27 protein-coding genes and 5 pseudogenes are annotated in these 23,305 nt (G+C 36.6%); 5 read left to right on the top strand and 27 right to left on the bottom strand.

Features of this window, described 5'->3' with window-relative positions:
- From BLL41_RS22895 to BLL41_RS06850, 5 genes and pseudogenes are all read right to left on the bottom strand, one after another.
- Positions 1-384: pseudogene (locus tag BLL41_RS22895) on the bottom strand (hypothetical protein); the annotation flags it as partial.
- Positions 385-429: 45 nt separating this feature from the next.
- The gene (locus BLL41_RS06865) at positions 430-663 is read right to left on the bottom strand and encodes a hypothetical protein (protein ID WP_071577264.1); all 234 of its coding nucleotides are present in this window, start codon (positions 661-663) and stop codon (positions 430-432) included.
- A 112-nt stretch (positions 664-775) separates the two neighbouring features.
- Entirely contained in the window at positions 776-1,168 is a 393-nt protein-coding gene (locus tag BLL41_RS06860; protein WP_071577263.1) for a hypothetical protein, read from the bottom strand.
- A 134-nt stretch (positions 1,169-1,302) separates the two neighbouring features.
- Entirely contained in the window at positions 1,303-1,758 is a 456-nt protein-coding gene (locus BLL41_RS06855) for an RNA polymerase sigma factor (protein ID WP_071577262.1), read from the bottom strand.
- An 88-nt stretch (positions 1,759-1,846) separates the two neighbouring features.
- Positions 1,847-3,130: a putative phage abortive infection protein gene (locus BLL41_RS06850; protein WP_071577261.1), complete on the bottom strand. Its 1,284-nt coding sequence runs from the start codon at positions 3,128-3,130 to the stop codon at positions 1,847-1,849.
- 192 nt (positions 3,131-3,322) lie between these two features.
- Between BLL41_RS06850 and BLL41_RS06845 the strand changes: the two genes are divergently transcribed.
- Positions 3,323-4,432, top strand: a complete 1,110-nt coding sequence (locus BLL41_RS06845) for a beta family protein (RefSeq protein ID WP_071577260.1) — start codon at positions 3,323-3,325, stop codon at positions 4,430-4,432.
- Here the strand turns inward: BLL41_RS06845 and BLL41_RS06840 are convergent.
- From BLL41_RS06840 to BLL41_RS06810, 6 genes and pseudogenes are all read right to left on the bottom strand, one after another.
- Complete coding sequence (locus BLL41_RS06840) at positions 4,380-4,958, bottom strand: sce7726 family protein (protein ID WP_071577259.1); 579 nt, start codon at positions 4,956-4,958, stop codon at positions 4,380-4,382. The genes BLL41_RS06845 and BLL41_RS06840 overlap by 53 nt on opposite strands.
- 131 nt (positions 4,959-5,089) lie before the next feature.
- A complete protein-coding gene (locus BLL41_RS06835) occupies positions 5,090-5,296 on the bottom strand; it encodes an XtrA/YqaO family protein (RefSeq protein WP_071577258.1) in 207 nt (68 codons plus the stop codon).
- Positions 5,297-5,376: 80 nt separating this feature from the next.
- Positions 5,377-5,805: a RusA family crossover junction endodeoxyribonuclease gene (locus BLL41_RS06830; protein ID WP_071577257.1), complete on the bottom strand. Its 429-nt coding sequence runs from the start codon at positions 5,803-5,805 to the stop codon at positions 5,377-5,379.
- A gap of 95 nt (positions 5,806-5,900) precedes the next feature.
- Positions 5,901-6,044 (bottom strand): hypothetical protein, encoded by a 144-nt coding sequence (locus BLL41_RS06820; protein ID WP_021480126.1) that lies wholly within the window; start codon positions 6,042-6,044, stop codon positions 5,901-5,903.
- Positions 6,041-6,346: pseudogene (locus BLL41_RS06815) on the bottom strand (ATP-binding protein); the annotation flags it as partial. The pseudogene BLL41_RS06815 and the gene BLL41_RS06820, both read right to left, overlap by 4 nt.
- Before the next feature lie 170 nt (positions 6,347-6,516).
- Positions 6,517-6,918, bottom strand: a complete 402-nt coding sequence (locus BLL41_RS06810; protein ID WP_071577256.1) for a hypothetical protein — start codon at positions 6,916-6,918, stop codon at positions 6,517-6,519.
- Between the two features lie 455 nt (positions 6,919-7,373).
- Between BLL41_RS06810 and BLL41_RS06805 the strand changes: the two genes are divergently transcribed.
- Together BLL41_RS06805 and BLL41_RS06800 are read left to right on the top strand one after the other, a co-directional pair.
- The gene (locus BLL41_RS06805) at positions 7,374-8,216 is read left to right on the top strand and encodes a sialate O-acetylesterase (RefSeq protein WP_071577255.1); all 843 of its coding nucleotides are present in this window, start codon (positions 7,374-7,376) and stop codon (positions 8,214-8,216) included.
- Positions 8,213-8,752 (top strand): PadR family transcriptional regulator, encoded by a 540-nt coding sequence (locus BLL41_RS06800; protein WP_071577254.1) that lies wholly within the window; start codon positions 8,213-8,215, stop codon positions 8,750-8,752. The genes BLL41_RS06805 and BLL41_RS06800 overlap by 4 nt, the downstream gene beginning before the upstream one ends.
- 391 nt (positions 8,753-9,143) lie before the next feature.
- Here the strand turns inward: BLL41_RS06800 and BLL41_RS06795 are convergent, their stop codons facing one another.
- The 11 genes and pseudogenes from BLL41_RS06795 to bltR all read right to left on the bottom strand — a co-directional run bounded on the left by BLL41_RS06795 (position 9,144) and on the right by bltR (position 15,772).
- Entirely contained in the window at positions 9,144-9,920 is a 777-nt protein-coding gene (locus tag BLL41_RS06795; RefSeq protein WP_071577253.1) for a sulfite exporter TauE/SafE family protein, read from the bottom strand.
- A gap of 59 nt (positions 9,921-9,979) precedes the next feature.
- Positions 9,980-10,207 carry a sulfurtransferase TusA family protein gene (locus tag BLL41_RS06790; RefSeq protein ID WP_071577252.1) on the bottom strand — a complete coding sequence of 76 codons (228 nt, stop codon included), beginning with the start codon at positions 10,205-10,207 and terminating at the stop codon, positions 9,980-9,982.
- Between the two features lie 33 nt (positions 10,208-10,240).
- A pseudogene (locus BLL41_RS06785) lies at positions 10,241-11,375 on the bottom strand (MBL fold metallo-hydrolase).
- A 29-nt stretch (positions 11,376-11,404) separates the two neighbouring features.
- A pseudogene (locus BLL41_RS22340) lies at positions 11,405-11,672 on the bottom strand (DsrE/DsrF/DrsH-like family protein).
- Between the two features lie 20 nt (positions 11,673-11,692).
- Positions 11,693-12,250 carry a sulfurtransferase TusA family protein gene (locus tag BLL41_RS06775; RefSeq protein WP_071577249.1) on the bottom strand — a complete coding sequence of 186 codons (558 nt, stop codon included), beginning with the start codon at positions 12,248-12,250 and terminating at the stop codon, positions 11,693-11,695.
- A 65-nt stretch (positions 12,251-12,315) separates the two neighbouring features.
- Positions 12,316-12,412, bottom strand: a pseudogene (locus tag BLL41_RS23270) (rhodanese-like domain-containing protein); the annotation flags it as partial.
- A gap of 23 nt (positions 12,413-12,435) precedes the next feature.
- On the bottom strand, positions 12,436-12,918 hold the full coding sequence (locus tag BLL41_RS06770) for a DsrE/DsrF/DrsH-like family protein (protein ID WP_071577248.1): 483 nt from the start codon (positions 12,916-12,918) through the stop codon (positions 12,436-12,438).
- 154 nt (positions 12,919-13,072) lie between these two features.
- Positions 13,073-13,333, bottom strand: a complete 261-nt coding sequence (locus tag BLL41_RS06765) for a metal-sensitive transcriptional regulator (protein ID WP_003237170.1) — start codon at positions 13,331-13,333, stop codon at positions 13,073-13,075.
- Positions 13,334-13,354: 21 nt separating this feature from the next.
- A complete protein-coding gene (locus BLL41_RS23005) occupies positions 13,355-13,672 on the bottom strand; it encodes a sulfurtransferase (RefSeq protein WP_083427947.1) in 318 nt (105 codons plus the stop codon).
- Between the two features lie 363 nt (positions 13,673-14,035).
- Entirely contained in the window at positions 14,036-14,596 is a 561-nt protein-coding gene (locus BLL41_RS06755) for a cupin domain-containing protein (RefSeq protein ID WP_071577247.1), read from the bottom strand.
- Positions 14,597-14,950: 354 nt separating this feature from the next.
- The gene (gene bltR / locus BLL41_RS06745; RefSeq protein ID WP_071577246.1) at positions 14,951-15,772 is read right to left on the bottom strand and encodes a multidrug efflux transcriptional regulator BltR; all 822 of its coding nucleotides are present in this window, start codon (positions 15,770-15,772) and stop codon (positions 14,951-14,953) included.
- Between the two features lie 122 nt (positions 15,773-15,894).
- On the opposite strand from bltR, the gene blt reads away from it, so the two are divergent.
- Both blt and bltD read left to right on the top strand, forming a co-directional pair.
- On the top strand, positions 15,895-17,097 hold the full coding sequence (gene blt, locus BLL41_RS06740) for a multidrug efflux MFS transporter Blt (RefSeq protein ID WP_071577245.1): 1,203 nt from the start codon (positions 15,895-15,897) through the stop codon (positions 17,095-17,097).
- A 199-nt stretch (positions 17,098-17,296) separates the two neighbouring features.
- Positions 17,297-17,755 (top strand): spermine/spermidine acetyltransferase, encoded by a 459-nt coding sequence (gene bltD / locus BLL41_RS06735; RefSeq protein ID WP_071577244.1) that lies wholly within the window; start codon positions 17,297-17,299, stop codon positions 17,753-17,755.
- A 225-nt stretch (positions 17,756-17,980) separates the two neighbouring features.
- Here the strand turns inward: bltD and BLL41_RS06730 are convergent, their stop codons facing one another.
- Genes BLL41_RS06730 through BLL41_RS06710 form a run of 5 tightly spaced genes read right to left on the bottom strand, consistent with a single transcriptional unit; the run spans position 17,981 to position 23,254 of the window.
- Positions 17,981-18,445: a (2Fe-2S)-binding protein gene (locus BLL41_RS06730; protein ID WP_071577243.1), complete on the bottom strand. Its 465-nt coding sequence runs from the start codon at positions 18,443-18,445 to the stop codon at positions 17,981-17,983.
- Complete coding sequence (locus BLL41_RS06725) at positions 18,438-19,280, bottom strand: FAD binding domain-containing protein (RefSeq protein ID WP_071577242.1); 843 nt, start codon at positions 19,278-19,280, stop codon at positions 18,438-18,440. Before BLL41_RS06725 ends, BLL41_RS06730 begins: the two co-directional genes overlap by 8 nt.
- Complete coding sequence (locus BLL41_RS06720; protein ID WP_071577241.1) at positions 19,267-21,597, bottom strand: xanthine dehydrogenase family protein molybdopterin-binding subunit; 2,331 nt, start codon at positions 21,595-21,597, stop codon at positions 19,267-19,269. Before BLL41_RS06720 ends, BLL41_RS06725 begins: the two co-directional genes overlap by 14 nt.
- Before the next feature lie 5 nt (positions 21,598-21,602).
- Positions 21,603-22,223 (bottom strand): NTP transferase domain-containing protein, encoded by a 621-nt coding sequence (locus tag BLL41_RS06715; RefSeq protein ID WP_071577240.1) that lies wholly within the window; start codon positions 22,221-22,223, stop codon positions 21,603-21,605.
- Entirely contained in the window at positions 22,220-23,254 is a 1,035-nt protein-coding gene (locus BLL41_RS06710; protein ID WP_071577239.1) for an XdhC family protein, read from the bottom strand. The genes BLL41_RS06715 and BLL41_RS06710 overlap by 4 nt, the downstream gene beginning before the upstream one ends.
- Positions 23,255-23,305: the final 51 nt, after the last annotated feature.

Here is a 23,305-nt window from a genome sequence, read left to right as displayed (position 1 = left end):
ATACAAAGCAACTTGATAAAAACTATTAAAAAAGTGAAAAGATTCAACTATATTTTTTATATTTCCTTTATTTAAATTATCGAAGACACGGGAATTGAAAGTCAAAAATCCATTTATTAAAGGAACTATTCCTCCAAACAGTCCAATAAAAATAGTAAAAGGAATTGTATTAAAATGACTCGTGTCTCTAGAGAGATTAACTGAACCCTCAAGCCTTTTAGACATCATCTTTATTTCTTTTTTACTGTGGTTATTTATTATACCTTGTTTAAAATTTTCTTGAAACGTAATATTTTCTCGATAGGCTTTCCCATAGTTTTTAGATAAATATTTTGCTATTGATTTAGCATCGGTAAACTTGCTATTAATTTTTATTCCCCCCAATTAATGCATGGACAAAATCCTGTTTATACGCAAATAAAGAAAGTATTATTTTCTGCTCATAGTGTAATGTTCCTTACTAATACCTAAAAGCTCTGCAGAATGCTCATCTGCTGAATGTTCTAAATGATGCTTTTGATATTTAACGAATTCTTCTTCTGTAAATACCTTTTTGTCGATGAGAATATCAATTAGAGCTTCTGAAGTGCATTGATGGTTTACCGATCCGCCTGCTAGTTGTTCAAGCAAATGTTGCTGGTTGACATTAATTGCTCTAGTCATGTTTTCACCTCCTACCTTAATATCGGCAAGAGGTTATGACAAAGAACATTTTGCAAAATTTGTCGAACGATTGAACATAAAAAAGACACCTAATAGGTGTCTAATGAAAAAATTATTGATTTATGCTATCCCCAATCATACTTTCCAATTCTTTTTCAATCTCTTCTTGAGTCATGTCTTCAACTGGTTTATATTCTCCGTTGGCATTATAATCAGCTGGGTTATCTGAAACCCCATTCTCTGGTACATACTCTCCGTCATCATTGTAATCATTTGGATTTGAAGAAGGTGCTTTTGGATCACTCTCTAATTCTTCTTCAGTATAAATTGAGCTATCAGATTCACCACTATCTGTATCTAATTCATCAGATGTATGGTCCGTTAAATCATCTGTTGATGAATCGAAAGAGTTTACCGATGTATCGTCAGTCGGATCTTCTGAAGAACATGCACTAATTACCGCCACAATACCAACTAACATAAATAACAAACAAATCTTTTTCATTTGTCTCCTCCCCCACCTTTATTATCGGTGAACAAAGGAACACTTTGCATAATTTGTCGTATGATTCATTATCTTGTGTACTATATGGTTTAGGTGGCTCAATAAAATTCTGACGCGCCGACCTGCCTCCCATTTTACACCACAGATTTTTTCAGATTCAACATACGCTCAAAGTGGCAATCTTGGCATAATTGGCTGATCAATTCATCCTTCATTTTTCGTACAGTTTCCCTTGAAATGCCAAGGTGAAGACCTATTGCGCGATAGCTCATACCCTCCATCATGCAATCATAAATGACTTTATGCTGCTCCCCTTTGATTATTTCGGCACCTAACTCCGCTGCATATACTCGCTCTTCATAATACTTAAGCCGTTTGAGAAGACGTTCCTCTCTCATATCCATTTGCCGCAATTCAGCCTGACTCTTCCCGGGACTTCCTTTTGGCATAGCAGCTTCTAATCCGTATTGAGCAACACCCCAATTTTTCATTGGAATTACTGAATCATAGAGTACTCTCTGCAATCGATGAACCTCTTTCACCATCCAGTGATAACTATTGATTAGATTTTCAATTTCTTTTCGATGCATGTGTGTCCTCCTTTTCCAAATAAAAAAACGGACACCAAACAAACAGCGTGTAAGTTCAGTGTCCGCAGGCTTTCCGTCTTGGACTAGTTTAATTAATTTTTCTTAATTCTTGATTGTCATTTGTCCATAAAAATTTTGATTTCACTAAATGGTCATCAAAGAAATTTTTATTTAAAATCAAATCAGCAAACTTCTTTCCTTTTTCTGAATAAGTTATGTTATAGAAAAGCATTAATAGTTCAATTGATGAAAGTTGAGCCCGAAGAATGCCTCTATACTTTCTTTGTTCTAATTCATTTTCTTCAATATCATCACTAAACTTTCCATCCTGTATAAACTTTATTATCCTATAAAGATTTCTAAAATAATGTCCTATTACATCTTCATTTTGACTATACATTAACTCATCAGCATTATTTCTCAAATCCTTTAATGGAGAGAGCAGAAAATCTTTCTTAAATTCAAGTAAAAAGTTAATTGTTATATCATCGAAAAAAAATTCTTTACCTATTTTATTACTATCTTTTTCTGTGAGAACATAATTAAACATTGTTTTTGTTGATAACAAATATTCTCTACAAACTTCTTCATTATTCTTCATGTAATTTTCAAAATAATTTTCTGCATCTTTTTTAATCTGCAACCAATGCGTATCTGTTTCATTATAAATTTTTTCTTCAGCTTCATAATAACGCGTATCAATTTGTATTTCGTCATATTCATCAATATAAGAATAAGCAGAAATATTGTCTTGTAATTTCTCGAATAACTCATCTCTCTTTTCTTTTAAGAAAAGAATTTTAGTTATTTGATTTGTTTTTTGTATTTTCTCACTGTTAACAAGTTGATGTATTGTCTCATTAAAAAAATCTTGTTTTATTATACTGTTATAAATCTGTTTTAATTGTTTATATTGTTGTTCAAATACATATCTTCCAGCGAAAACTTTTTCTTTTCTCTCTAATTTTAAGTCCTTTAAAATATTGTGATGCAGATTAATCATATTAAAAAATGTATTTTCAAACTGCTGTTTCAACAAAGTTTGATTAGAAAGTTCGAATTCTTCTCTAGTCCTTTTTAATTCATCCCTTTGCATAGTTAATTCTTTTCTTTGCAATGCTAGTTCCTTCTTCTGCATTGAGATAGTCGCGACTACAAAAACTATACTGGCAAGTGATAATAACCCAACTGTGGTTCCACCTAGAAAATCTCCAATTGGTCCTAAAGAATCGAATTTCTTAAGATTTAAACTACTATTTAATTTAATTAATAGCACTGTAGGAGTCAGTACAGCTACAAAAACAAATAACCATCCTACAATTAGCCATCTATTTTCACTTGATTTTAAATAAGTAAGTATTCTTTTTAACATTTAATCACTCCTGAAATAATCATAAAAAAATCTTCGTATGATATAGCAAGCCTCATTTAAATCATCGATTTCATCAAGTATTTCCATAATCAAGTTGAATTTTAAAAAGAATGTAATAATTTTTCTGAATTTATGAAACCTTTGTTTTTTCGGCTCGTAATACATTTATCCTAAAAATTGGAGGTTTTTAGTATGTTTAATGAAAATCATTATGTTCCAGTATTAAGATGGAAAAGAGGTGAACAAAATGCAATTAAAGAACTTGATGACAAAATTAAAAATAAAATTACACCATTAGTAGAGATCCCGCCCATAGACTGGGATTTCGAGAACGAATGTCCTAAAAAAACAATTGATGAACATATTAAGAATTTTGCTAGTCAATTAAAAAATTCTTGGGGCAGTACTAACACTATATTTATCGATGCTTTTCAAATATGTATTGATGACGAAGAAATGACCGTCAATAAAATACACCCACTGAAACATATTTTTGATTCATTATTAAAAGAAAATTTAAATGCAATTCCTGTTATATGTCCGAATTCTGGTCTGAATTATGAACAGGCTGTTCGTATCATTATAGAGACTTATGATACAGGATACTGCTTACGCTTGTCAGATAAGCATTTAGATAATACTGATGAATTAATAAGTACTTTCTTAAGAAAATTCCCAGCCTCTCCAGAAAAAATTGATATTATTCTAGATTATAGATACATCGACCCCAATCACACATCACGTATGTCTTCATTAGTCGCGGGTACATTATTAACACTTCCATATATAAATGATTGGAGAACCCTTACCTTTATAGGAACGAGCGTTCCAGAGAATTTATCTTCAATACCAACTGGTACAGATGGAAGCATTCCTAGAAGCGAATGGCTCATCTACAAAAAGTTATTATCAACTAATTTATCAAGATTCCCATCATTCGGTGATTATGTAATTTCTAATCCTGAATACATATCAATTGATCCTCGATTGATACAAATGGCCGCAAATATTAGGTATACCTCAAATGAGGATTATCTATTTTTTAGAGGACATTCAGTAAGAAGTCCGAAATTCGGAAAGTGGCAACAAGCTCAAACATTATGTAAAAGACTAATTGAGCATCATAGCTTTTATGGTAAGGACTACTCTTATGGTGACAATTATATATATGAATGTGCACATGGAAGAAATAGTACAGGTAATGCAGAAACTTGGAGGAAAGTTGGAACTAACCACCATTTAACTTTGGCTAGCAATCAACTCTCCAGTTTTCACGATTCCTTAGTTGCTCGTTCACAATAACCTTTATCTCTTCCAAAGTGAAACTATTACAGATCTTTTCATATAATTCTGCCCGAGGTTTGCTTAAGTATCCTTTTTGCAAACCTCTTTCTTTCAAAATATCGAGTGCTTCATTTCTCCATAGCAAGTGAGTTAATGAAAACGGGTCTACTTTCAAATTACATCTCCCTTTTCTAACTTCCCTTAAATTTATTTGATCTTTATTCCTTGTAACAAGAAGAATTCCCCACCATTTTGGAACTATTTTTCGGATCGCATGTAAATGATTTCTCTGAACAACTATTGTCATTCTGTCAAATACCTTATTATAGTCTTCTATCTGACTTGGCAGTCTTAATAATGTATCGCTTTCGCTTTTAATTTCAAATCCATGAAGCATACCATTAATCACAGCTATATCTACTCTAGATTGTCCATGAAGAACACCTAATTCATTGATTATTTTTATATTTTCATCATCGGAAAATTTATTAAGCAAATGAGTTAACAAAACTTCCCGGATATCACTATCTCTAAGTTTCCGCAATGTCTTTCACCCTTTTTAACGTATCAAGGTAAATAATAACACAGAACCCACTTATTTAAAGAAGAATAATTTGATTTTATATTCTATCAAGGTTTACAAACACTACACATTTTAAAGTTGAATCTCCAGAATCATTTCACTTTAAACCCTATCTCATGATCAACCCGCGTAAAGCTCCCCTTTACAGTTTGAATAACAGTTTTACCGTGCTCCGGAGCATCTAAGACATGGGCAGTACCTTGATTCCCATCTAAAACAATGATTTGAACTTTCCCTGGGTCAATTTTCTGCTGAATAGTGAAGTCTTTTTTGATGTTTATTTCTCTTGGATTGTACACTCAAAGCGCCCCCTATGTTATGATAGAAGTACCAGTTCATATCAAGAACACTGAGCTAAGCGCTTCGGTGTTTTTTATTTTTAGGCAGAAACCTCTTTTATTTTGATCTCCACCCTTGGCTCTTCGCTATAAAACTTGCTGACTTTCAGGTCAACTACCTGACTATCATCTTTATAAATAAGATGGTTCAGAGCGTCTTTTACACCCTTTACATAGTTATCAACATCAGGCTTTGTAGTAGGCCGCAGAAGACCTTTTTCAGCTTTCTCTTTCTTCTTTGATGAGTTTGAAACTGATTTTGGCATTGGTCTGTACACTTTGACATCCATTGAGACAGGACCAGTAATAATTGTTTCTAGTCGATGCTGAGACGCAACCAAAGCTACATACTGCTTGAAATGCTTTGATTTCGCTGGATCTCGCATATGCACCTTCCCATTTCGTATTGATCCACGCGGCCGTCCTTGTGCGACTGGCTCACCATAAACAGTGAACTTAATGCAATCCAACTGTTCTTTACCTCCCGTCAAGCTGTTCCCATAGCTGAATTTCTTTTTCTATTCTCGGTGCGGAGAGTAAAATTGCCAGCAGAGACACGACTGCTTTAAGCACTCAGCATCCGCTCCATTTGCTTTATTTTTTCCTCAAGTAAACGGATAGTTGGCGTAAGATCTTTACCTTCTGTAGGACTTAAAGGTCCGAATATATAAAGTCCACCAGTTGCTTTTACATTCGTTTTCTCCTTCATTCCCGATCACCTAACCTATGATTTAATAGCATTCGATCGCCTTTAATAATCACTATGTAATCACGGCACATCTGGTGAATTCGTGAACTTAGAGCCTCGTCTATATCCAAAATCTCATCGATTGTTAACTCCGAAGAAATCAGCAAAGGCTTGTGATTCAAATAACGATAATTTAAGACTGACTGGATTTGTTCAACCTGCCAATCGGTTGCCCTTGGCTGACCGTTTATTGGTTTGAATAAGTCATAAATGAATAGGACTTCGACCTTTCTCATGACATCGAGTTTTACTACTAAGTTGTCAAGTTATGTATTGATTTGTTCTACCTAATACCAGCAATACTTATGATAATCTTCTGGAATCATGGTACTTGCAAAGAAAGAAAAAACTGCTCCTAAATCCGTTTAAATCTAAACACAAAAAAACCGCAACTGGCGGTTCTTTTAGTGTATATTCCTATTTCACTTCACTATTATTGGACAGTACCATAATCAAAATCAATATCTTTCTTGTCTAAATCCCCCTTAAAATTTTTAGCATAAGTCATGGTTAAATGTACACTTTTATCTATCCACCAAGTTCCATCATCAGTGTTCGTATCCCAAGTAACATCTATATCCCTGCCCAAATTCTCAAAAAACACCAAATCCCCAACAGCTACTGTTTTTCCGTTGATCTTGTAATATATTAGAACAATTTTCTTATCAAATATACCTGTCCCGTGCTTTACGATTGTTAAACTATAAGGCTTATTAGGACATTGCTCTTCAAGTATAACTTCAGGATTTAAAAATAAAACATAACAAATGAATAGAATTGGTACAATCGTTAACCTTTTTAATAATTTTTTATTGATATTTAACCTCTTCAACATAGCCCTCTCTTTTTAACAATCCATTTTATTTGGAATATATCCCCATCATTGAACGTATTTCCTATGAAAAATGATTTTGAACCTCATAGGAACCCTTACATGACAGGGTTTTTGTTGTTTTTTCATTGTTTATCAAGACCTAAATCAAAAAAATCCATAAAAAATAAGGAGTGATACATATTATACCTGACTAATATGTATCACTCCTTTAGTTCTTGTTCAATAATCGCGCCCGATTGTGGAAGATCGTTATTGAACTAAGCCCCCGATAGTTGGATAAGAAAAAGCAAAAGAACTTGCTATTTCTCAAATACATCCACCAAATTTTCAATGTTAGTTTGTTTTTCATACATACTAATAATAAAAGTAAAACCTTATTAAAACTTTACAAGACAAACTGAATTGACTATAGTCTAATTAGACTAAAATATTTATGTAAAGAAGTGAAAAATAAGATGATAAAGTCTTTTTTAATGTTGGGGCAGTCGAATATGGCGGGCCGTGGATTTTTGAATGAAGTAGACCCTATCTATAATGAAAAAATAAAAATGCTGCGCAATGGACAGTGGCAGATGATGACAGAGCCGATTAATTACGACCGGCCGGTTTCCGGCGTTGGCCTGGCGGCATCTTTTGCAGATGCATGGTCGAAAGCTCATCCCGATGAAGAAATTGGCTTGATCCCTTGTGCGGAAGGTGGCAGTTCATTGAATGACTGGCATCCGGAAGGCATCCTTTTTCAGCATGCTTTGTCCGAAGCCCGCTTCGCCCTACAATCCAGTCAAATTTGTGGAATCCTTTGGCACCAAGGTGAGAGTGACAGTTATCGTTCGCTACATGAAACTTATTACGAGAAATTAACTCTTATCATCGAGACGCTAAGAAACGAGTTGGAACTTGATGAGGTACCGTTGATTATTGGAGGGCTTGGTGACTTTCTTGGAAAGACCGGTTTTGGACAGCACGCGACTGAATTTCGACAGGTTAATGAACAATTGCTGCGCTTTGCTAATGAACAACAGAATTGTTATTTTGTTACTGCAGCAGGTTTGACTGCGAATCCTGATGGCATTCATTTAGACGCAGCTTCACAACGCAAATTCGGTTACCGCTATTTCGAGGCTTTTTCGAAAAAATACCATATCCTGAAACCCATTTCGGGAGAGGAGCAATCGCTGAAAGTGAATGGTGACTATTCTAAAACAGAACAGATTTACCTTCATAGTATGGATTTGGCTTCGGGTAAAATCACGTACGCGGAATTTGAGGCGCGGATGGCGAAGGTGATGAAACCATGATTCCCTTACTTATCCTTGGCTTGCTAATCCAAAACCCCGGAGCTCACGGCTACGAACTTCTGGCCTTAATGGAAAAACGTCATTACAAATACATTGTTAACTTCACGAAAGGTTCATTTTATTACAATCTTCAGCAACTTGAAGAAAAGCGTTTTATTGAACAGCTTCAGCAGAAACCCTCAACCAGCGGGCGTGAAATCCGTAACTTTAAAGTTACAGAATCGGGAAGGGCAGAATTCGAAAAATTAATGATCAAATACGGCACCAAATCGGAATATGTGAACCTGCAATTTTATGGGGCGTTACTCTTTGCCGATGAATTCGACAAAAATAAATTACTGGATCTGATCCAATCACAAATCGATCAGACTAAAGCTCGAATCGAGCTCCTTGATGAGTACCTGTCCATCACTCAAGAAATTCCCGGCACAATCGATTACTTTCGCCGTATGAACGAAAATTCCCGTTCACATCACTTGGTTAATTTAGAATGGTTCGAAAAATTGAAAACAGAAATAGAATCAACTATTGCATAATAAAAAAATGCAAAGGTAAATATAAGAATATTAGTTACCTAAATATAAAACCTGTGTCGTAGATATCTAGTAACATCTTTGATACAGGTTTTATACTCCTTCCTTAATTAAACCAGCAATAGGGTTGTCAACACTTCCCCCTCCTCACAAGAGCAAGTGAATCTGCTGCGTGTTCTTCTTTTTCAATCCTTCGTATTAATAACCACTTTTTACACCGATTTAGTATTAATTTTTCTCTAGTTATCTTCATAGTACTAATCCAAGTCACCATTATCAAAATGAATTTCATCAAATACTTGAAACATTTATTGAACATGGCCAAGTGTCATAACATTAATAAGAAACCAACGAGTGATGAATCTTTTAATCTTTCATTTTCCGCTGACATATATCAAAGGAGCTCTAACCAAATTTTAATAGCTGTCGCACCTATTAATAGCGCTAAAATCCATTGCAGGAATCTTGTATTTGCTTTTTGCCCAACTGATGCGCCAATAGGAGAAGCAATTAAACTAGCAATCATAAGAACCAGAGCTGGTACAAAAAGAATCTGGCCTGTGATTACTTTTCCAACTGTTGCGCCAATAGATGAAAGAAATGTAATCGCAAGAGATGAAGCGACTGTGATTCTAACAGGAATATTTAAAATTGATACCATAATGGGGACCAGGATAAAGGCGCCGCCAGCTCCTAAAATACCTGATACGCCACCAATGATAAACGCTAGGGACGAAGCCAACCATTTATTAAATATCACTTCCTTGTCTTCGCTATGTTCTTGTCCTTTTTTAGGTATAAACATTAAAATAACTGCTATAATAGCCAGAATTCCGTATATAAAGTTAATTCCTTTTTCAGATATATAATGAGAAAAGTAACTCCCCAATACACTCCCTAAAAGGATGCTGCTTCCCATGTAAATAATTAATGCTTTATTTAGAAGACCACTCTTACGATAAGCCCAAACACCGCCAAGTGTCGCAAAGAAAACTTGAATAGCCCCTATCCCTGAAACTTCATGGGCAGTTAATGACATCACTCCCACTAAAGAAGGAATGTACAATAGCATTGGATAATTAATAACTGCTCCGCCAATACCAATCATTCCGGAAATAAAGGCAGCAATAAACCCTATAATGAAAAGAGTTGTGATAAAGGCAATATCCACTTTGGTTTCCTCCTTTCAAAGGAAAAGGGTATCTTTTTATTCGATACCCTTTCCATTCATTAGCCTTTTTTAATCCAGAATTTCAATACATCGCCTTCATCAGTTTGCTCTATAAGGTCATGCCCGCCTGATTTAGACCATGCTGCAAGATCACTTTTAGCTCCCTTATCTGTTGCATGCACTTCTAATATTTGACCTGATTCCAGTTCATTCATCGCTTTCTTTGTCCTGACGATTGGCATTGGGCATGCCAGGCCTTTTGCGTCTAATACTTTATCTGATTTCATGTTCATCTCTCCTCTTTTTAATAGAAACTTGTGTTACCGTATTGCACAGCGGTTTGGACCAATCTCCATTTCACGCTGTTTTTCTTCATCTGGGCTGATTTTCCCCATGTTTGTTTCTCGAATCTCTTGGTATGCATTTGGTTGCGGAGGCAAATGGTCTGTTACTAGGTGTCTAAATTCTGTTTCATCCGCAATGTTCAAACCATGGTTCTCGCTAAATAATGTACTTAGTTTTTTACCAACACTTCCATTCTCATTTAGCTCGTCAATGATCATAAAGTGTGCCGGTAATACAATTAAATCCTTTGATAACGCATTGTAACGGCTATAAAGCGTTTTTCTTAAATCTCCTACCCAATCTTCTGCCATACCGGCTAAGTCTGGTCTGCCGATTGAATCAATAAACAAGATATCACCTGAAAGAAGATACTGGTCATCGACAATGAAAGAAGTGGAGCCAATCGTGTGCCCCGGAGAATAAATCGGTTGAATTTTAATCGTTGTATTTCCAAGGATCATATCATTTCCTTCTTCCAACGGCTGATAATCGAATACCACTTCTTCAGCATCTTTAGGCGGTAACCAATAGGTTGCTTTTGTTTTTTCAGCAATGACTCTGCCACCTGAAATATGGTCCGCGTGAAGATGTGTATCAAATACGTGAGTTATCGTTGCACCCTTCCCCTTCGCAAAATCTATAAAGAAATTCACCATACGTGTCGCATCAATAATCGCTGCTTCACCATTGGAAATGACCATGTATGACAGGCAGCCTTTACCGATTCGAACAAACTGATACATCTCGCCGCCATCTTTTAAATCCCCGACTTTTACCGGCTCTAAATGTTCGCTCCATGCTTTCATTCCACCCTTAAGATAGGATACAGAATGACCTGCTTCAGAAAGCATTTCCGATACCATGACGGATGAACCTTCTTTTGCACAAACGACCAGCACTTCTTTATCAGAAGGAATTTTCTCCAAGATATCTTCTACGCCATCTAAAAGATCGAAATACGGTACATTTAAATAGTCAAAATAATGTCCTTCAATCTTCCAATCGTTAAAATCATTTTCATTACGCACATCCAAAATAAATAAAGGTTCTTTGTTAAAGATTTTTTTTGTCACATCTTTTGGGGTCATTGCCTTTACGGTCATGCTTCAATACCTCCTATATCGAATCTTTTAGCGGGACTAAAATGTTAAGGATACATCAGCACCTTTAGCAAAATCTAAAAAGGTAACAGCCCCGCCTACTTCGATTCCTTCCATAAAATCATCTTTTGTTAAACCCATAACGTCCATCGTTACTTGACAACCAATTCATGCAACTCCCATTTCAATCAGTTAAGAATAGAAGGCACATTTGCTTTCCTACAACCTTCCTTGTTGCAACATTAAATACTTTATAAGCATCAAACAGACCATCATTTTCCGCAATAATCGCTACTCTTGTACTCATCTGTTTATCATCCCTTTTATTTATTCTGTTTTACCTGTCCAATCCCGCATACCGGGGACAACATTAATAACTTTTTTAAAACCTTGTTTTTTCATGGTTTGGGCCGCCATTTCACTTCTTCTTCCCGAATGGCAGATAATATAAATTTCATCATTTTTGTTTAATTCGTTAGAGCGCTTTTCTACTTCACCAAGAGGGATATGAACAACTCCAGGAATATGAGCTTTTTCATACTCCTCTATCTCTCGTACATCTAAAATGTTAAGAGACTCGTCACTATCCACTTTCTGTTTGAAAGCTTCTAATGAAATCTCAGGAATTGAAGATGCATTTTCTGATGAATGCTCTCCTCCTTTTCGAAGAAAATGACGAAGTATTTCTCCCTCTGTTTCAGTACCTAGATATTCATGGCCTGTACTTTTTGCCCATGCTTCCAGATCTGCTGTGGAACCTTTATCTGTCGCTTGAATTTCCAATACTTCACCAGCTTTTAAATCCTTCATTCTCTTCTTCGTTTTTACGATAGGCATTGGACACGCCAAACCTTTAGCGTCTAGTACAATAGTTGCTTTCATCATGTTTTCCTCCTTTTCTCATATAGGGATGGGGGTATATAAATATACAAAAAGTTTCTCACTAGAAGTTAATACCATGTATTCATGGCCCCTTTTATATTTGTGATGTTTTTAAATCCTTGTTTCTTCAATATTTTTACTTGCCTATACACTTCTCATTCCGCTTAGCAATGAGTAAATGAGTAACATTAGATAAATAAGTTGATACTGCCTTCCTCAGCATCTGCCAAATAAGCTGCTACACCAGCATAGTCGATATCATCTAATAGTTCTTTTTCCTGTAAACCAAGAAGATCCATTGTCATCGTACAAGCTACGAGCTTTACCCCCTGTTCTTGAGCCATCTCAATCAACTGAGGCAAAGGAAGTGCATTATGCTTTTTCATCACATTTTTAATCATTTTAGGGCCCATACCTGCAAAGTTCATTTTAGATAAACCCATCTTATCAGCACCACGAGGCATCATCTTTCCAAACATTTTTTCAAGAAATCCTTTTTTCACTGGAATCAGCTCTTCTTTACGTAAAGCGTTTAAACCCCAAAAAGTATGGAAGATCGTCACTTTATGATCGTAGGCAGCTGCACCATTTGCAATAATATAGGCTGCCATTGCTTTATCATAATCCCCGCTAAATAAAACAATTGTTGTGCGTTTGGTTTGTTCTGTCATGTTTATTCTCCTAACTAATTACCCCATAGGGTATATTGAAATCAAAAAATTTTTTTAAAAAGATCTGCTATTTATTCAACTCACTAAATACCGGAGGGGGTATAATATAACGCATATAAAAATTCGTCAACCTTAAATATAGGTTGATGAATTTTTATCGGCTCTTTACCAATAAGTCGACTGCTTCTTTTACTAAATTTTGTGTGTCTTCGCCTTTTTCTAAACTTTCACGAACACAATGTTCAAGATTTGTGCTCACAATTAAACCCATCGCTCGATCGATAGCATTACGGGAAGCGGCTAATTGGGTCACAACCTCTCTACAATCTTTTCCTTGTTCCATCATAGTCAATACACCTTTAATTTGTCCTTCTATCCGTCGTAAGCGGTTTTTAATCTTTTGATCATACTCCATATATCAATTAAATCCTTTCTTTCATTTATTTTTACATTTACATGCTGCCAGTTCATAACTGTTTACATGGATACCTTTGCGCTTTAGAAAACGCACTCCTAAATTTAATTCCACCCGATCACGGGCTATTACGTGTATTTTATCACGTGGAATCTCTAAATAAAAACGTTTTAGATACGCATATGGGATGTTTAAAATAATATCATCCGAAAAATTGCGTACATCGTTATAATGACGAATATCTAATATTGTGATGTCCATAGCCTCTAATTTATCTTTATGGATACAAGAGAGTCCGGTTATAGGATAATAACGTCTATAGGTTGCAATGATAATCACAAAAATAAGCAGGAATGCAATAACTAAATAATTGATACTACTTACACCACCTTATTAACACTTTGTTATTCACAAAACAATAATATACCCCCATAGGTATATAGTCAAGCGTGAAAGTTACTTTCTTTGAGCTGATAGATTCATTTCGATAATGCCAATTCTGCTAAAAAGTAACTCGAATAAAGAAATAAGCCGATTTTATTTTAAATCGACTTTATTTTATCAATTACTTTCAAAATTAGCACAAGACTGCTTGGATATTATATTGGGTTTCATTTGCATAAAAACAATTCTTAGGTACTGGTTCCTCATGTTTCATGCTGGATGTGACTCCAATTACATAGAATTCTGCGAATATCTATGCTAATCTTCCGCAGCCACTGCATCTGTTTTGGTTTCATGAACTGTACCAAATGGATGGTGAGGAGGAGCATAAATGGAGTAAAGTTTTAATGGCGTATTCCCTGTATTAATCACGTTATGCCAAGTGCCGGCAGGGACAACAATGGCAGAATCATCATAGACATTTCTTTGAAAGTTCAAATGATCTTTGCTCCTTCCCATTTTAACGGTCCCACGCCCCTGCTCAATCCGTAAGAACTGGTCAACGTTAGGATGGATTTCCAAACCAATGTCTTCTCCAATACCAAGACTCATCAAAGTCACTTGAAAATGCTTCCCTGTCCATAAAGCCGTACGGAATGTATTGTTTTGTTTTGTGGCTCTATTGATATTTACAACAAATGGTTTTGGTCCATAATCCTTCAAGAGAAGGTTTCTATCTTCATATAAAGAGCGCAAATCGGCACATCTGTGTACGTGATCCATCTCATTTGGAATAGACCAATAAACAGATCTTCCATCTTTATACATCGGTACAGTCACATAATAATAACATTGAGGCGAAAAAGGGTTATAGTACATTTTAAGTTCCCCACAATTATAAATTTTTGTGATAGTATCCTATGCATTTATTAAGGGAGTGTGCTAAATCAAGAAACTCATATCAAACACAAAATGGAATGTTCGATCACCGTTTGATTCACGGATGAATAATTTATCACCGCCCGTATAATCGTTTTCTGGATGTTGAATTTCAATAGCCTAGAATTTTTAAAACTTTACAAATAATTATAACCAGCGAATAAAGATAGACATTGCTATTTATTCAATGGTGCAGCTTTTGAAGTAGGGTGTGGGCTCGCTTTTATTTAACCAGTTTATATTCTTCTTGGGCACACAATAGTAACAATTTTTCCATATCAACATCTCGTAATCTTACACCTCCTTAACTTGAAGGAGGATTTTGGCATATGTATTTTCATACCCGTCAACTACCATCTCATCCAGCATATATTCCTCATATGCATTTTCCCCTATTTGCATTCCATTCTTGTCAATGAACTCAATGATTCTGCGATACGCCTCTTCAGTGTTTCCGCCTATTTCATATCCAACTGCATAAAGGCCTTTTGGCCGTACATGATAATTTATGTTCTCTGCCCCATCTTTTACTTTTATATAAAAATAACTGTAATTGTAGAAGTCTTTTTCTAATATTTGTTCCCGTGCAAAAATTCCGCCGATCGGATATCCTTCATCTAATTCATATTGTTGAACTTCATGAATGAGTTCTGAAATGGCAGCCACATATTTTCGTTCTGGTAAGTTTAATGTTTTTCGACTTAACATAAATTTTTCTTCATGTAAATACTCAAATGAAATTGAGGAAAAATCAGTCTCAAGTGCTTGTTCAGTAAGCGCCACTTTTGTATGTAAGATCGTTTGCAGCTGCTTAAGCTCATTTATTTTTTTATCAATCTCAATAGATTTTTCTTTTAGAACATGCAGGATTTTATCTGGTGTTTTCCCTTTTATTAGACACTTTATTTTTTTTAAAGGAACGCCAAGCTCTTTAAATAGTCTGATGACTTGAAAAATCTCAAATTGATGATAGGAATAATACCTATACCCATTTTCTTTTTTTATTTCCGGAGAGAATAGACCAATCTCATCATAATGAAATAAGGTTTGTTTTTTTACACGGCAGAGCTTCGAAAACTCACCTGTTGTGAAATACTTCCTAACATCTTCGCTCATAAAAACCTCCTTGACTATACGGTAACCATATACCTTATGATTTGATTGTACTGGAAAATGGCTTCATTCTACAGAGAAAAGATTAGGTAAACACGGTTTCAATTTAGTAAAGGGGAATTTAGATGAAAAAATCAATACATGAGCAAAAAACGATATTCATTATACTATTAAGCAACATCTTCGTAGCATTTCTTGGTATCGGTCTAATTATTCCGGTTATGCCTTCTTTTATGAAAATCATGCATTTATCCGGCAGCACTATGGGTTATCTTGTTGCGGCTTTTGCCATTTCTCAGTTAATTGCTTCACCTTTTGCGGGAAGGTGGGTTGACCGTTTCGGGCGAAAAAAAATGATTATTCTCGGGTTGCTTATATTCAGCTTATCAGAGCTGATTTTTGGATTAGGGACCCATATTTCAATCTTTTATGTTTCAAGGATATTGGGTGGCATAAGTGCTGCTTTTATCATGACCGCGGTAACAGCATATGTAGCTGATATGACAACCCTAAAGGAAAGGTCAAAGGCTATGGGGTATGTTTCTGCTGCAATTAGCACAGGCTTTATTATTGGGCCTGGTGCGGGAGGATTTATTGCCGGCTTTGGTATCCGCATGCCGTTTTTCTTCGCCTCCGCCATCGCATTAATAGCAGCTGTCACTTCCGTTTTTATACTAAAAGAGTCATTGTCGATAGAAGAACGCCATCAACTCTCATCTCATACAAAGGAATCAAATTTCATTAAAGACTTGAAGAGATCCATTCATCCTGTCTATTTCATTGCATTTATTATCGTCTTTGTAATGGCTTTTGGTTTATCAGCTTATGAAACGGTATTCAGCTTGTTTTCTGATCATAAATTTGGCTTCACACCAAAAGATATTGCAACCATTATTACGATTAGTTCCATTGTGGCGGTAGTTATTCAAGTTTTACTTTTCGGGAAATTGGTCAACAAACTTGGAGAGAAAAGAATGATTCAGCTGTGCTTAATAACCGGAGCGATCTTAGCTTTCGTGTCTACTGTTGTGTCAGGATTTTTAACTGTTTTGCTTGTAACTTGTTTTATTTTTCTGGCGTTCGATTTGCTACGTCCGGCCTTAACTGCTCATTTATCCAATATGGCCGGTAACCAGCAGGGTTTCGTAGCAGGCATGAATTCCACATACACCAGCCTGGGAAATATATTTGGTCCCGCTCTAGGCGGTATCCTATTTGATCTTAACATTCATTTTCCTTTCCTATTTGCAGGTTTCGTTATGATTATCGGCCTTGGTCTTACAATGGTTTGGAAAGAAAAAAAGAATGATGTTACAGCTTTGAATTAATTCATTCTCTATAAAGTCAAGTCATTTGGATGCAGGGAATGCCCCTGGTTAGGCACAATAAGATAAGGTACTTAATTTGATAGGCTACATGTTGCTTGACATGAATATAGTTTATGCTGAGTTTTAGCAATATCAGGATTTCATCTGCCATCACCATAAGCCGCAGCCTAACCGGGATAAGAAAAAAGGAGAATGTAGTATGAGTATAAAAATAAAAGCAGTAACTGATGATAATCGTGCTGCAATTCTTGATCTGCATGTCAGCCAGAATCAATTATCATATATTGAATCTGCAAAAGTATGTTTAGAGGATGCAAAAAAATGTCACTATTATAAACCTGTCGGGCTTTACTATGAAGGAGATCTAGTCGGTTTTGCAATGTATGGATTGTTTCCCGAGTATGATAAAGATAATAAAAATGGACGGGTTTGGCTTGACCGATTTTTTATTGACGAACACTACCAGGGAAAAGGACTAGGGAAGAAAATGCTTAAAGCTCTCATTCAGCACCTTGCTGAGCTATATAAATGCAAGAGAATTTATTTGAGTATATTTGAAAATAATATTCATGCTATACGCCTTTATCAAAGGTTTGGTTTTCACTTTAATGGTGAACTCGATTTTAATGGCGAGAAGGTAATGGTAAAAGAGCTATAGGTTTTCCAAGCACTTCTTCGTTTGCTAAGATACGTTTCGTCATTACAGGAAGCTGACTCATCATTGCCTATATGCATTACCCCTGGGATAAGGCTATGTTATACCTTAAAAAAGCCTGGATGAAACATTCAATTCATCTCAGGCTTTAAGGATCTCATTAGAAGAAAAGATCTTACGTAATGTTATCCGGATGTTAATTTTTTTAATGATGAGCATTGGTAATCGTTAATGAGTCTCTTTCACTGTATGTAAAACAGATTTAACTGCTTCTTCAATCTCCCTATAACCAGTACATCTGCAAATATTGGACTCCAGCCAATCTTTTATCGTTTCATCACCAGCATTCGGCTCAGTATTCACTAAAGCATGACAATTCATTAGAAAACCTGGTGTACAATAGCCACATTGAAACGCAAATTTCTCAATAAAAGCCTTTTGAATTGGCGTATTGATAAGTCCTTCAATTGTAGTCATATCCTTTCCTTCACCTTCTACTGCAAGCATCAAACAAGATTTCATCGGTACTCCATCTATTAATACCGTACAAGCGCCACAATCGCCATTTAAGCAGCCTGGCTTTGAACCAGTTAATCCAAGACGAAGACGAAGGGCATATAACAAAGTATCGGCTGGTCTGACAGTAATCCGTCTTTCCTTACCATTTATTTTTAATGTAATAGGATTAGACATTTGGGCCTCCTTCTAATTCATGTAAGGCATCCAAGATTGCATGTTGCAAGACAAATATCCGATATTCACTTGAGCCTTCTACATCATCAAGAATGGGTTTGGGCAGATACTGTATAGACCTGCGCACTCTGTCCTCTAATGAGTAGCTTTTATCGTTAAACATTGCCTCCATTTCAGCAGAACGAAAAGGAAATGGACATACGCCGCTAAAGGCCATTCTAACCTCTTCATCTTTTTTTAGTGCGCAAACTGTCACCAATGGATACCCAACATTCCACTGCTGTCTTCTTTTTATACTTACAAATGGCAATTCTATATACGTTCGATCAATAAGGATATGAAATAAAAAATCCCCTTTTTGTAATTGCATTTCCCTGTTAAATACTTTATTTATAGGAAGGTAACGAAGCCCTGCTCTCCCTGCAATTCCTACCAAACTATCGGTAATTAACAACGGCAAGACTGCCTCACGGTAATAGATGCTCCCGCAAATATTTCCACCTAGGCTGATTTTATTTCGAGCCGTCCGGTCTGCGATTTCACTTACTGTTTTACTTAATAACGGAAACGGATTTTCTTCCTCCACTTTCGTTAATGACACACCTGCTCCGATCACTAGATACTTTTCATGAAAACGGATGGTATGAAATTCCGGAAGTGCATTAATATCTATAGCTGCATCCGTATAGATGAGATTCAACCTTCCTAAGGTTATGATTTCAGTTCCGCCGGAATAATATATTGGTGTTTTCTTTTCGGCCGCAAGAGTGTGAAATAGATGGGTTGTTTCTTGAATTGTCTTTGGTTTAAAGTATTCAAAATCAAACGGTATCATCTTTCCACCCCTCTTGCGTTCTCCATAAATGTTCAGGAATCAGAGGAAGTTGATTCAATTGGACACCTAACGCGGCAGAAAGGCAATTTCCTAAAGCTGCAGGCATCCCCAACAGTCCATGTTCCCCGCCGCCGCGTGCCCCATAAGGCGCAATCAGATGGGGAGTTTCAATAAATTCAATGATATATTCAGGCTGCTCTCCATAGCGAAGGGGTCTGTATGTTCTAAGTTGAGGATTTAATACTCTTCCGTATGGATCAAACACAAAGGTTTCTCTTCCTCCAAATGCAATTCCCATACTCATCGCCCCCATTACTTGACCCCTCGCCGCTTTTTCATTCAATACAGTTCCAATATCCACAACAGAATAGGCCTTCGTAATTCGATACGTATAATCCCGTTTATCTAACTCAACTTCAATTCCCTGAGCACCTACAGCCCACTCGGGTCCCGGCTTTCCTTTTCCTGTTTCTTGGTCTAAATTTGTCATCCGGGTTAATGTGTAGTTGCCGCTCGCAATGATTTGGCCGCCAATGGTATTTCCATTTGGAAATGTATATCCGTAAGCAATGTCTTTTATTTCAACATTTACATTAGGATTATCTAAAAAATAAACCTTTCCATTAGCCACCTCTAATTCCTCAACAGGAACTCTTAACACACAAGATGCCACTTCCTTAAGCTTATAAATGGCTTCATCCGCTGCATGCAGTACGGCTCTTCCTCCCATTAAAGTCCCTCTGCTTCCTACAGTTTTCCAATGCTCAGGTGTGGTTTGCGTGTCTACGAGCATTTTTACATGAATTTTATTTATATCCATTTTCATTCGTTCCGCTAAGATTTGAGCTAACACTGTTTTTGTCCCTGTTCCAATTTCCACTACCCCTGACATCAAATTAATGCTTCCATCAGGATTAAAGGTTAAAATAACCCCAGATGTTGCATTTGTATCGAATGTCGATGTTTTCCAAATGCAGCTCATTCCCTTTGCCCGTATCTTCCGATCATCGATTTCAATTCTCTGCCCCTCATCCCAATTCATCAATTCCTTCAATCTTTCAATGCATTTTGGTACATTTCCGACTGTGCTTGAATTGAGAAGAACTTGAGTAGGTGTAGTATCACCAGGACGAATGGCATTTTTATAGCGAAGTTCTAATGGATCCATGTTTAGCTTTTCTGCCAATACATCTATCGTTCGCTCAAAGGCAAATAAAACTTCAGCATGACTATAGCCTCTAAATGCACTGGGATATGGATGATTCGTATACATACAATATGAATCACACCATATATGGTTGATTGCGTATGGACCCGTACAATCAACCACTCCAGCTCGACTGACGTCAACTCCTTTATCGGAGTATGCTCCGCCATCAAATAAAAACTGAATGTCTGCCGCCTTTAAAATTCCATCTTTTGTTGCTCCTAATTTTACGATGGCATCCAATCCGATATGAACAGGAGATGTGATCATATCCTCTTCTCTTGAATTAAATAATTTTACGGGCTGGCCACCAACTGCTTTTGATGCCAAATATGCAATAACCTCTAACTGAACTGCTGCTTTTCCCCCGTACGCCCCTCCTACTAAAGGTGTTTTGACGATAACCTTTCCAGGTTCAATTCCAAAATACCACTCCATTAATTTTTTAATGGCAAAAGGAGCTTGAGAGGATGTAGTAATGATAATCTCCCCATCCTCTCGAATTTCAGCAATCGAGCATCTTGTTTCCATAGCAGCGTGATCAGAAGGATTAAAGGAAATTTGAAACTCTGCTACCACATCACTTTCCCTAAACCCGTCTTCAATATTTCCTTTTCTAACTTTATTTAGGTTTGCGATATTTGTTTTCGGAACCGGGTATACACCTTCCTTCTTCTCATAGCGGTCCAAATGTTCATGGACGAGGGGAGCATTCTTCTGGAAGGCAGCACGGGGGGAATTTACGGCGGGAAGAGGTTCATAGGACACTTTGATGGCATCCGCCGCCTTTTTAGCTATGATTGGATTTTCCGCAACAACTACAGCAACTGGCTCACCATGGTATCTAACTTTTTTATAAGCAATCGGCGACCTGTCTTTAATTTCTTCACCCACAAGCGGAAAAGGTTCATCACCCAATATCGCTTTTACTCCAGGAAACTTCCAAGCTTCTGAAAAGTCAATAGAAGCAATATTGGCATGAGCATATGGACTAATCAACATTTTTGCGTGTAATGTCCCTGTTTCTTGAAAATCATTTGTATATTTCGCCTTTCCTGTCACTTTTTCAAGGGCCTCTTTTCGTATAACACTTTTCCCGATATACTCCAACTCATTCACTCCCCGAATTTATTCAGTAGTAAAGTGTAATCTTCAACTGTATCTACGTCATAAAAAAGCAAAGGGTCTTGGAAGTTGATCATTTTTCCCGTATTTAAAATACGTTCACGGATGACATACCGAGCGCCTTGATCTCCCTTTAACTGATGTAACACTGGAAAACATTGATTTGAAAATAAGATAGGGGGCATAGGCAGATGTTGATTGTCAGCAGCTATAAATGAATAGTGGTGCTCTCTTTGATAGGAATCAATTAACGTATTGATGATATCTGTGGTGACAAATGGCTGATCTGCAAGGAGAATGATAACGGCATCAGCCTCATGCTCTACTGCTCTTTTTAAACCACATTGTATGGAGTGGCCCTGGCCCTTACTCGCTTGCTCACATTCTACCTGACTCCACTTATTTGACATAGAATATAAAAAGAAAAAAGCCGAAAGCCAATTCAGTGAATCTCCCTTTCTCGTTATAACGAAAATATGATCTAATTGAGATAACAATGCATTTTTAAGAGCCATACTTCCTAGGGAAACTCCATTAAGAAATAAACTTCGCTTATCTCTCCCCATACGTCTGCTTGTACCAGCTGCCAAGTATATGGCTACTGTTTTCATGAGATAGACCTTTGTTTTCGCATTTTTTTAATCATCTCGCCAACAATACTTATAGCAATTTCCTCGGGGCCTTGTGCTCCAATGGGAAGTCCAATGGGGGAATGAATATCTTCTGGAATCTGAGCCCCGCCTAATAGTCGTTCCGTGCGCCTTCTAGGGCCTAATACACCTTTATAAAACACATTCATATTTTTAAATTTATGTAAAATGATCTGATCTTTTTGAAAGCTGTGGGTCATAATGACTATAAAATCCCTTTGTGTAATGCTCAGACCCTCCATTACTTCTTCCAGTACTCCTACAATCAAATCGTTGGCTTTAGGAAAATGGCCGTGATGACATAAAGAAGGACGCCAATCAATCACTGTGACATGAAAGCCTATACCAGCTGCCAAAGAAACTAATGGCTTAGCATCTTCCCCTGCTCCAAAGACATATAAACAAGGTTTTGGAACTATCTGATGGATAAAAAATAAATCAGACGTATGTTCATCCCTTTTGATTCCCTTTTCCGTATCATAAAGGGGATTCTGATTTCTCAGTTTTTGAATAAAGCCTAGCTCCTTAACATCCCCAGTTCCAAACACGCTGCCATCTTCAACGATATACATATCTTCCCTTGACTCTAACCTTTTAGTGAATCGTTTCATTCGAGTAACAGACTTTTTTACATCTAAGCATTTCTTTACTGCCCTAAGATTTTTTTCTAATTCCCCTTTTACAGGCTCGAGTAAAACCGTCAAAACTCCATGACAGCCAACTCCCCGTCCCCAGGATAAATCGTCCTCCTCACTCATATCAAAATGAACAATCAAGGGCTCTCCTGTAGCCCAAACTTGCTCTGCCCTTTCAACAAGATCTTCTTCCAAACAACCGGCAGATAACATTCCAACTCTTGTTTTGTCCCCTAAAATTAACATGGAGGCCCCTTCTTTTTTATAAGCGGACCCCTCTACTATAATTATGGTAGCCAATACCATAGCATTCTTAGAATTGGCGACTACATCCAAAATCCGGTGTATATCATCCATTTTATTCCCCCGCTTTTACCTCATTACATCTATATCTGTATATCCATATTC

The organism is Bacillus sp. FMQ74, from assembly GCF_001875785.1.
Taxonomy (GTDB): Bacteria; Bacillota; Bacilli; order Bacillales; family Bacillaceae; genus Bacillus; species Bacillus stercoris.
The sequence above is the reverse complement of the archived record's forward strand: the minus strand, read 5'-3'. Positions and strand labels throughout refer to the sequence as shown.

Coding starts and splice junctions, on each gene's coding strand:
- BLL41_RS06865 (WP_071577264.1), bottom strand. CDS start 663: ATGACTAGAGCAATTAATGTCAACCAGCAACATTTGCTTGAACAACTA.
- BLL41_RS06860 (WP_071577263.1), bottom strand. CDS start 1,168: ATGAAAAAGATTTGTTTGTTATTTATGTTAGTTGGTATTGTGGCGGTA.
- BLL41_RS06855 (WP_071577262.1), bottom strand. CDS start 1,758: ATGCATCGAAAAGAAATTGAAAATCTAATCAATAGTTATCACTGGATG.
- BLL41_RS06850 (WP_071577261.1), bottom strand. CDS start 3,130: ATGTTAAAAAGAATACTTACTTATTTAAAATCAAGTGAAAATAGATGG.
- BLL41_RS06845 (WP_071577260.1), top strand. CDS start 3,323: ATGTTTAATGAAAATCATTATGTTCCAGTATTAAGATGGAAAAGAGGT.
- BLL41_RS06820 (WP_021480126.1), bottom strand. CDS start 6,044: ATGAAGGAGAAAACGAATGTAAAAGCAACTGGTGGACTTTATATATTC.
- BLL41_RS06810 (WP_071577256.1), bottom strand. CDS start 6,918: ATGTTGAAGAGGTTAAATATCAATAAAAAATTATTAAAAAGGTTAACG.
- BLL41_RS06805 (WP_071577255.1), top strand. CDS start 7,374: ATGATAAAGTCTTTTTTAATGTTGGGGCAGTCGAATATGGCGGGCCGT.
- BLL41_RS06800 (WP_071577254.1), top strand. CDS start 8,213: ATGATTCCCTTACTTATCCTTGGCTTGCTAATCCAAAACCCCGGAGCT.
- BLL41_RS06790 (WP_071577252.1), bottom strand. CDS start 10,207: ATGAAATCAGATAAAGTATTAGACGCAAAAGGCCTGGCATGCCCAATG.
- BLL41_RS06775 (WP_071577249.1), bottom strand. CDS start 12,250: ATGATGAAAGCAACTATTGTACTAGACGCTAAAGGTTTGGCGTGTCCA.
- BLL41_RS06770 (WP_071577248.1), bottom strand. CDS start 12,918: ATGACAGAACAAACCAAACGCACAACAATTGTTTTATTTAGCGGGGAT.
- BLL41_RS06765 (WP_003237170.1), bottom strand. CDS start 13,333: ATGGAGTATGATCAAAAGATTAAAAACCGCTTACGACGGATAGAAGGA.
- BLL41_RS06755 (WP_071577247.1), bottom strand. CDS start 14,596: ATGTACTATAACCCTTTTTCGCCTCAATGTTATTATTATGTGACTGTA.
- bltR (WP_071577246.1), bottom strand. CDS start 15,772: ATGAGCGAAGATGTTAGGAAGTATTTCACAACAGGTGAGTTTTCGAAG.
- blt (WP_071577245.1), top strand. CDS start 15,895: ATGAAAAAATCAATACATGAGCAAAAAACGATATTCATTATACTATTA.
- bltD (WP_071577244.1), top strand. CDS start 17,297: ATGAGTATAAAAATAAAAGCAGTAACTGATGATAATCGTGCTGCAATT.
- BLL41_RS06730 (WP_071577243.1), bottom strand. CDS start 18,445: ATGTCTAATCCTATTACATTAAAAATAAATGGTAAGGAAAGACGGATT.
- BLL41_RS06725 (WP_071577242.1), bottom strand. CDS start 19,280: ATGATACCGTTTGATTTTGAATACTTTAAACCAAAGACAATTCAAGAA.
- BLL41_RS06715 (WP_071577240.1), bottom strand. CDS start 22,223: ATGAAAACAGTAGCCATATACTTGGCAGCTGGTACAAGCAGACGTATG.
- BLL41_RS06710 (WP_071577239.1), bottom strand. CDS start 23,254: ATGGATGATATACACCGGATTTTGGATGTAGTCGCCAATTCTAAGAAT.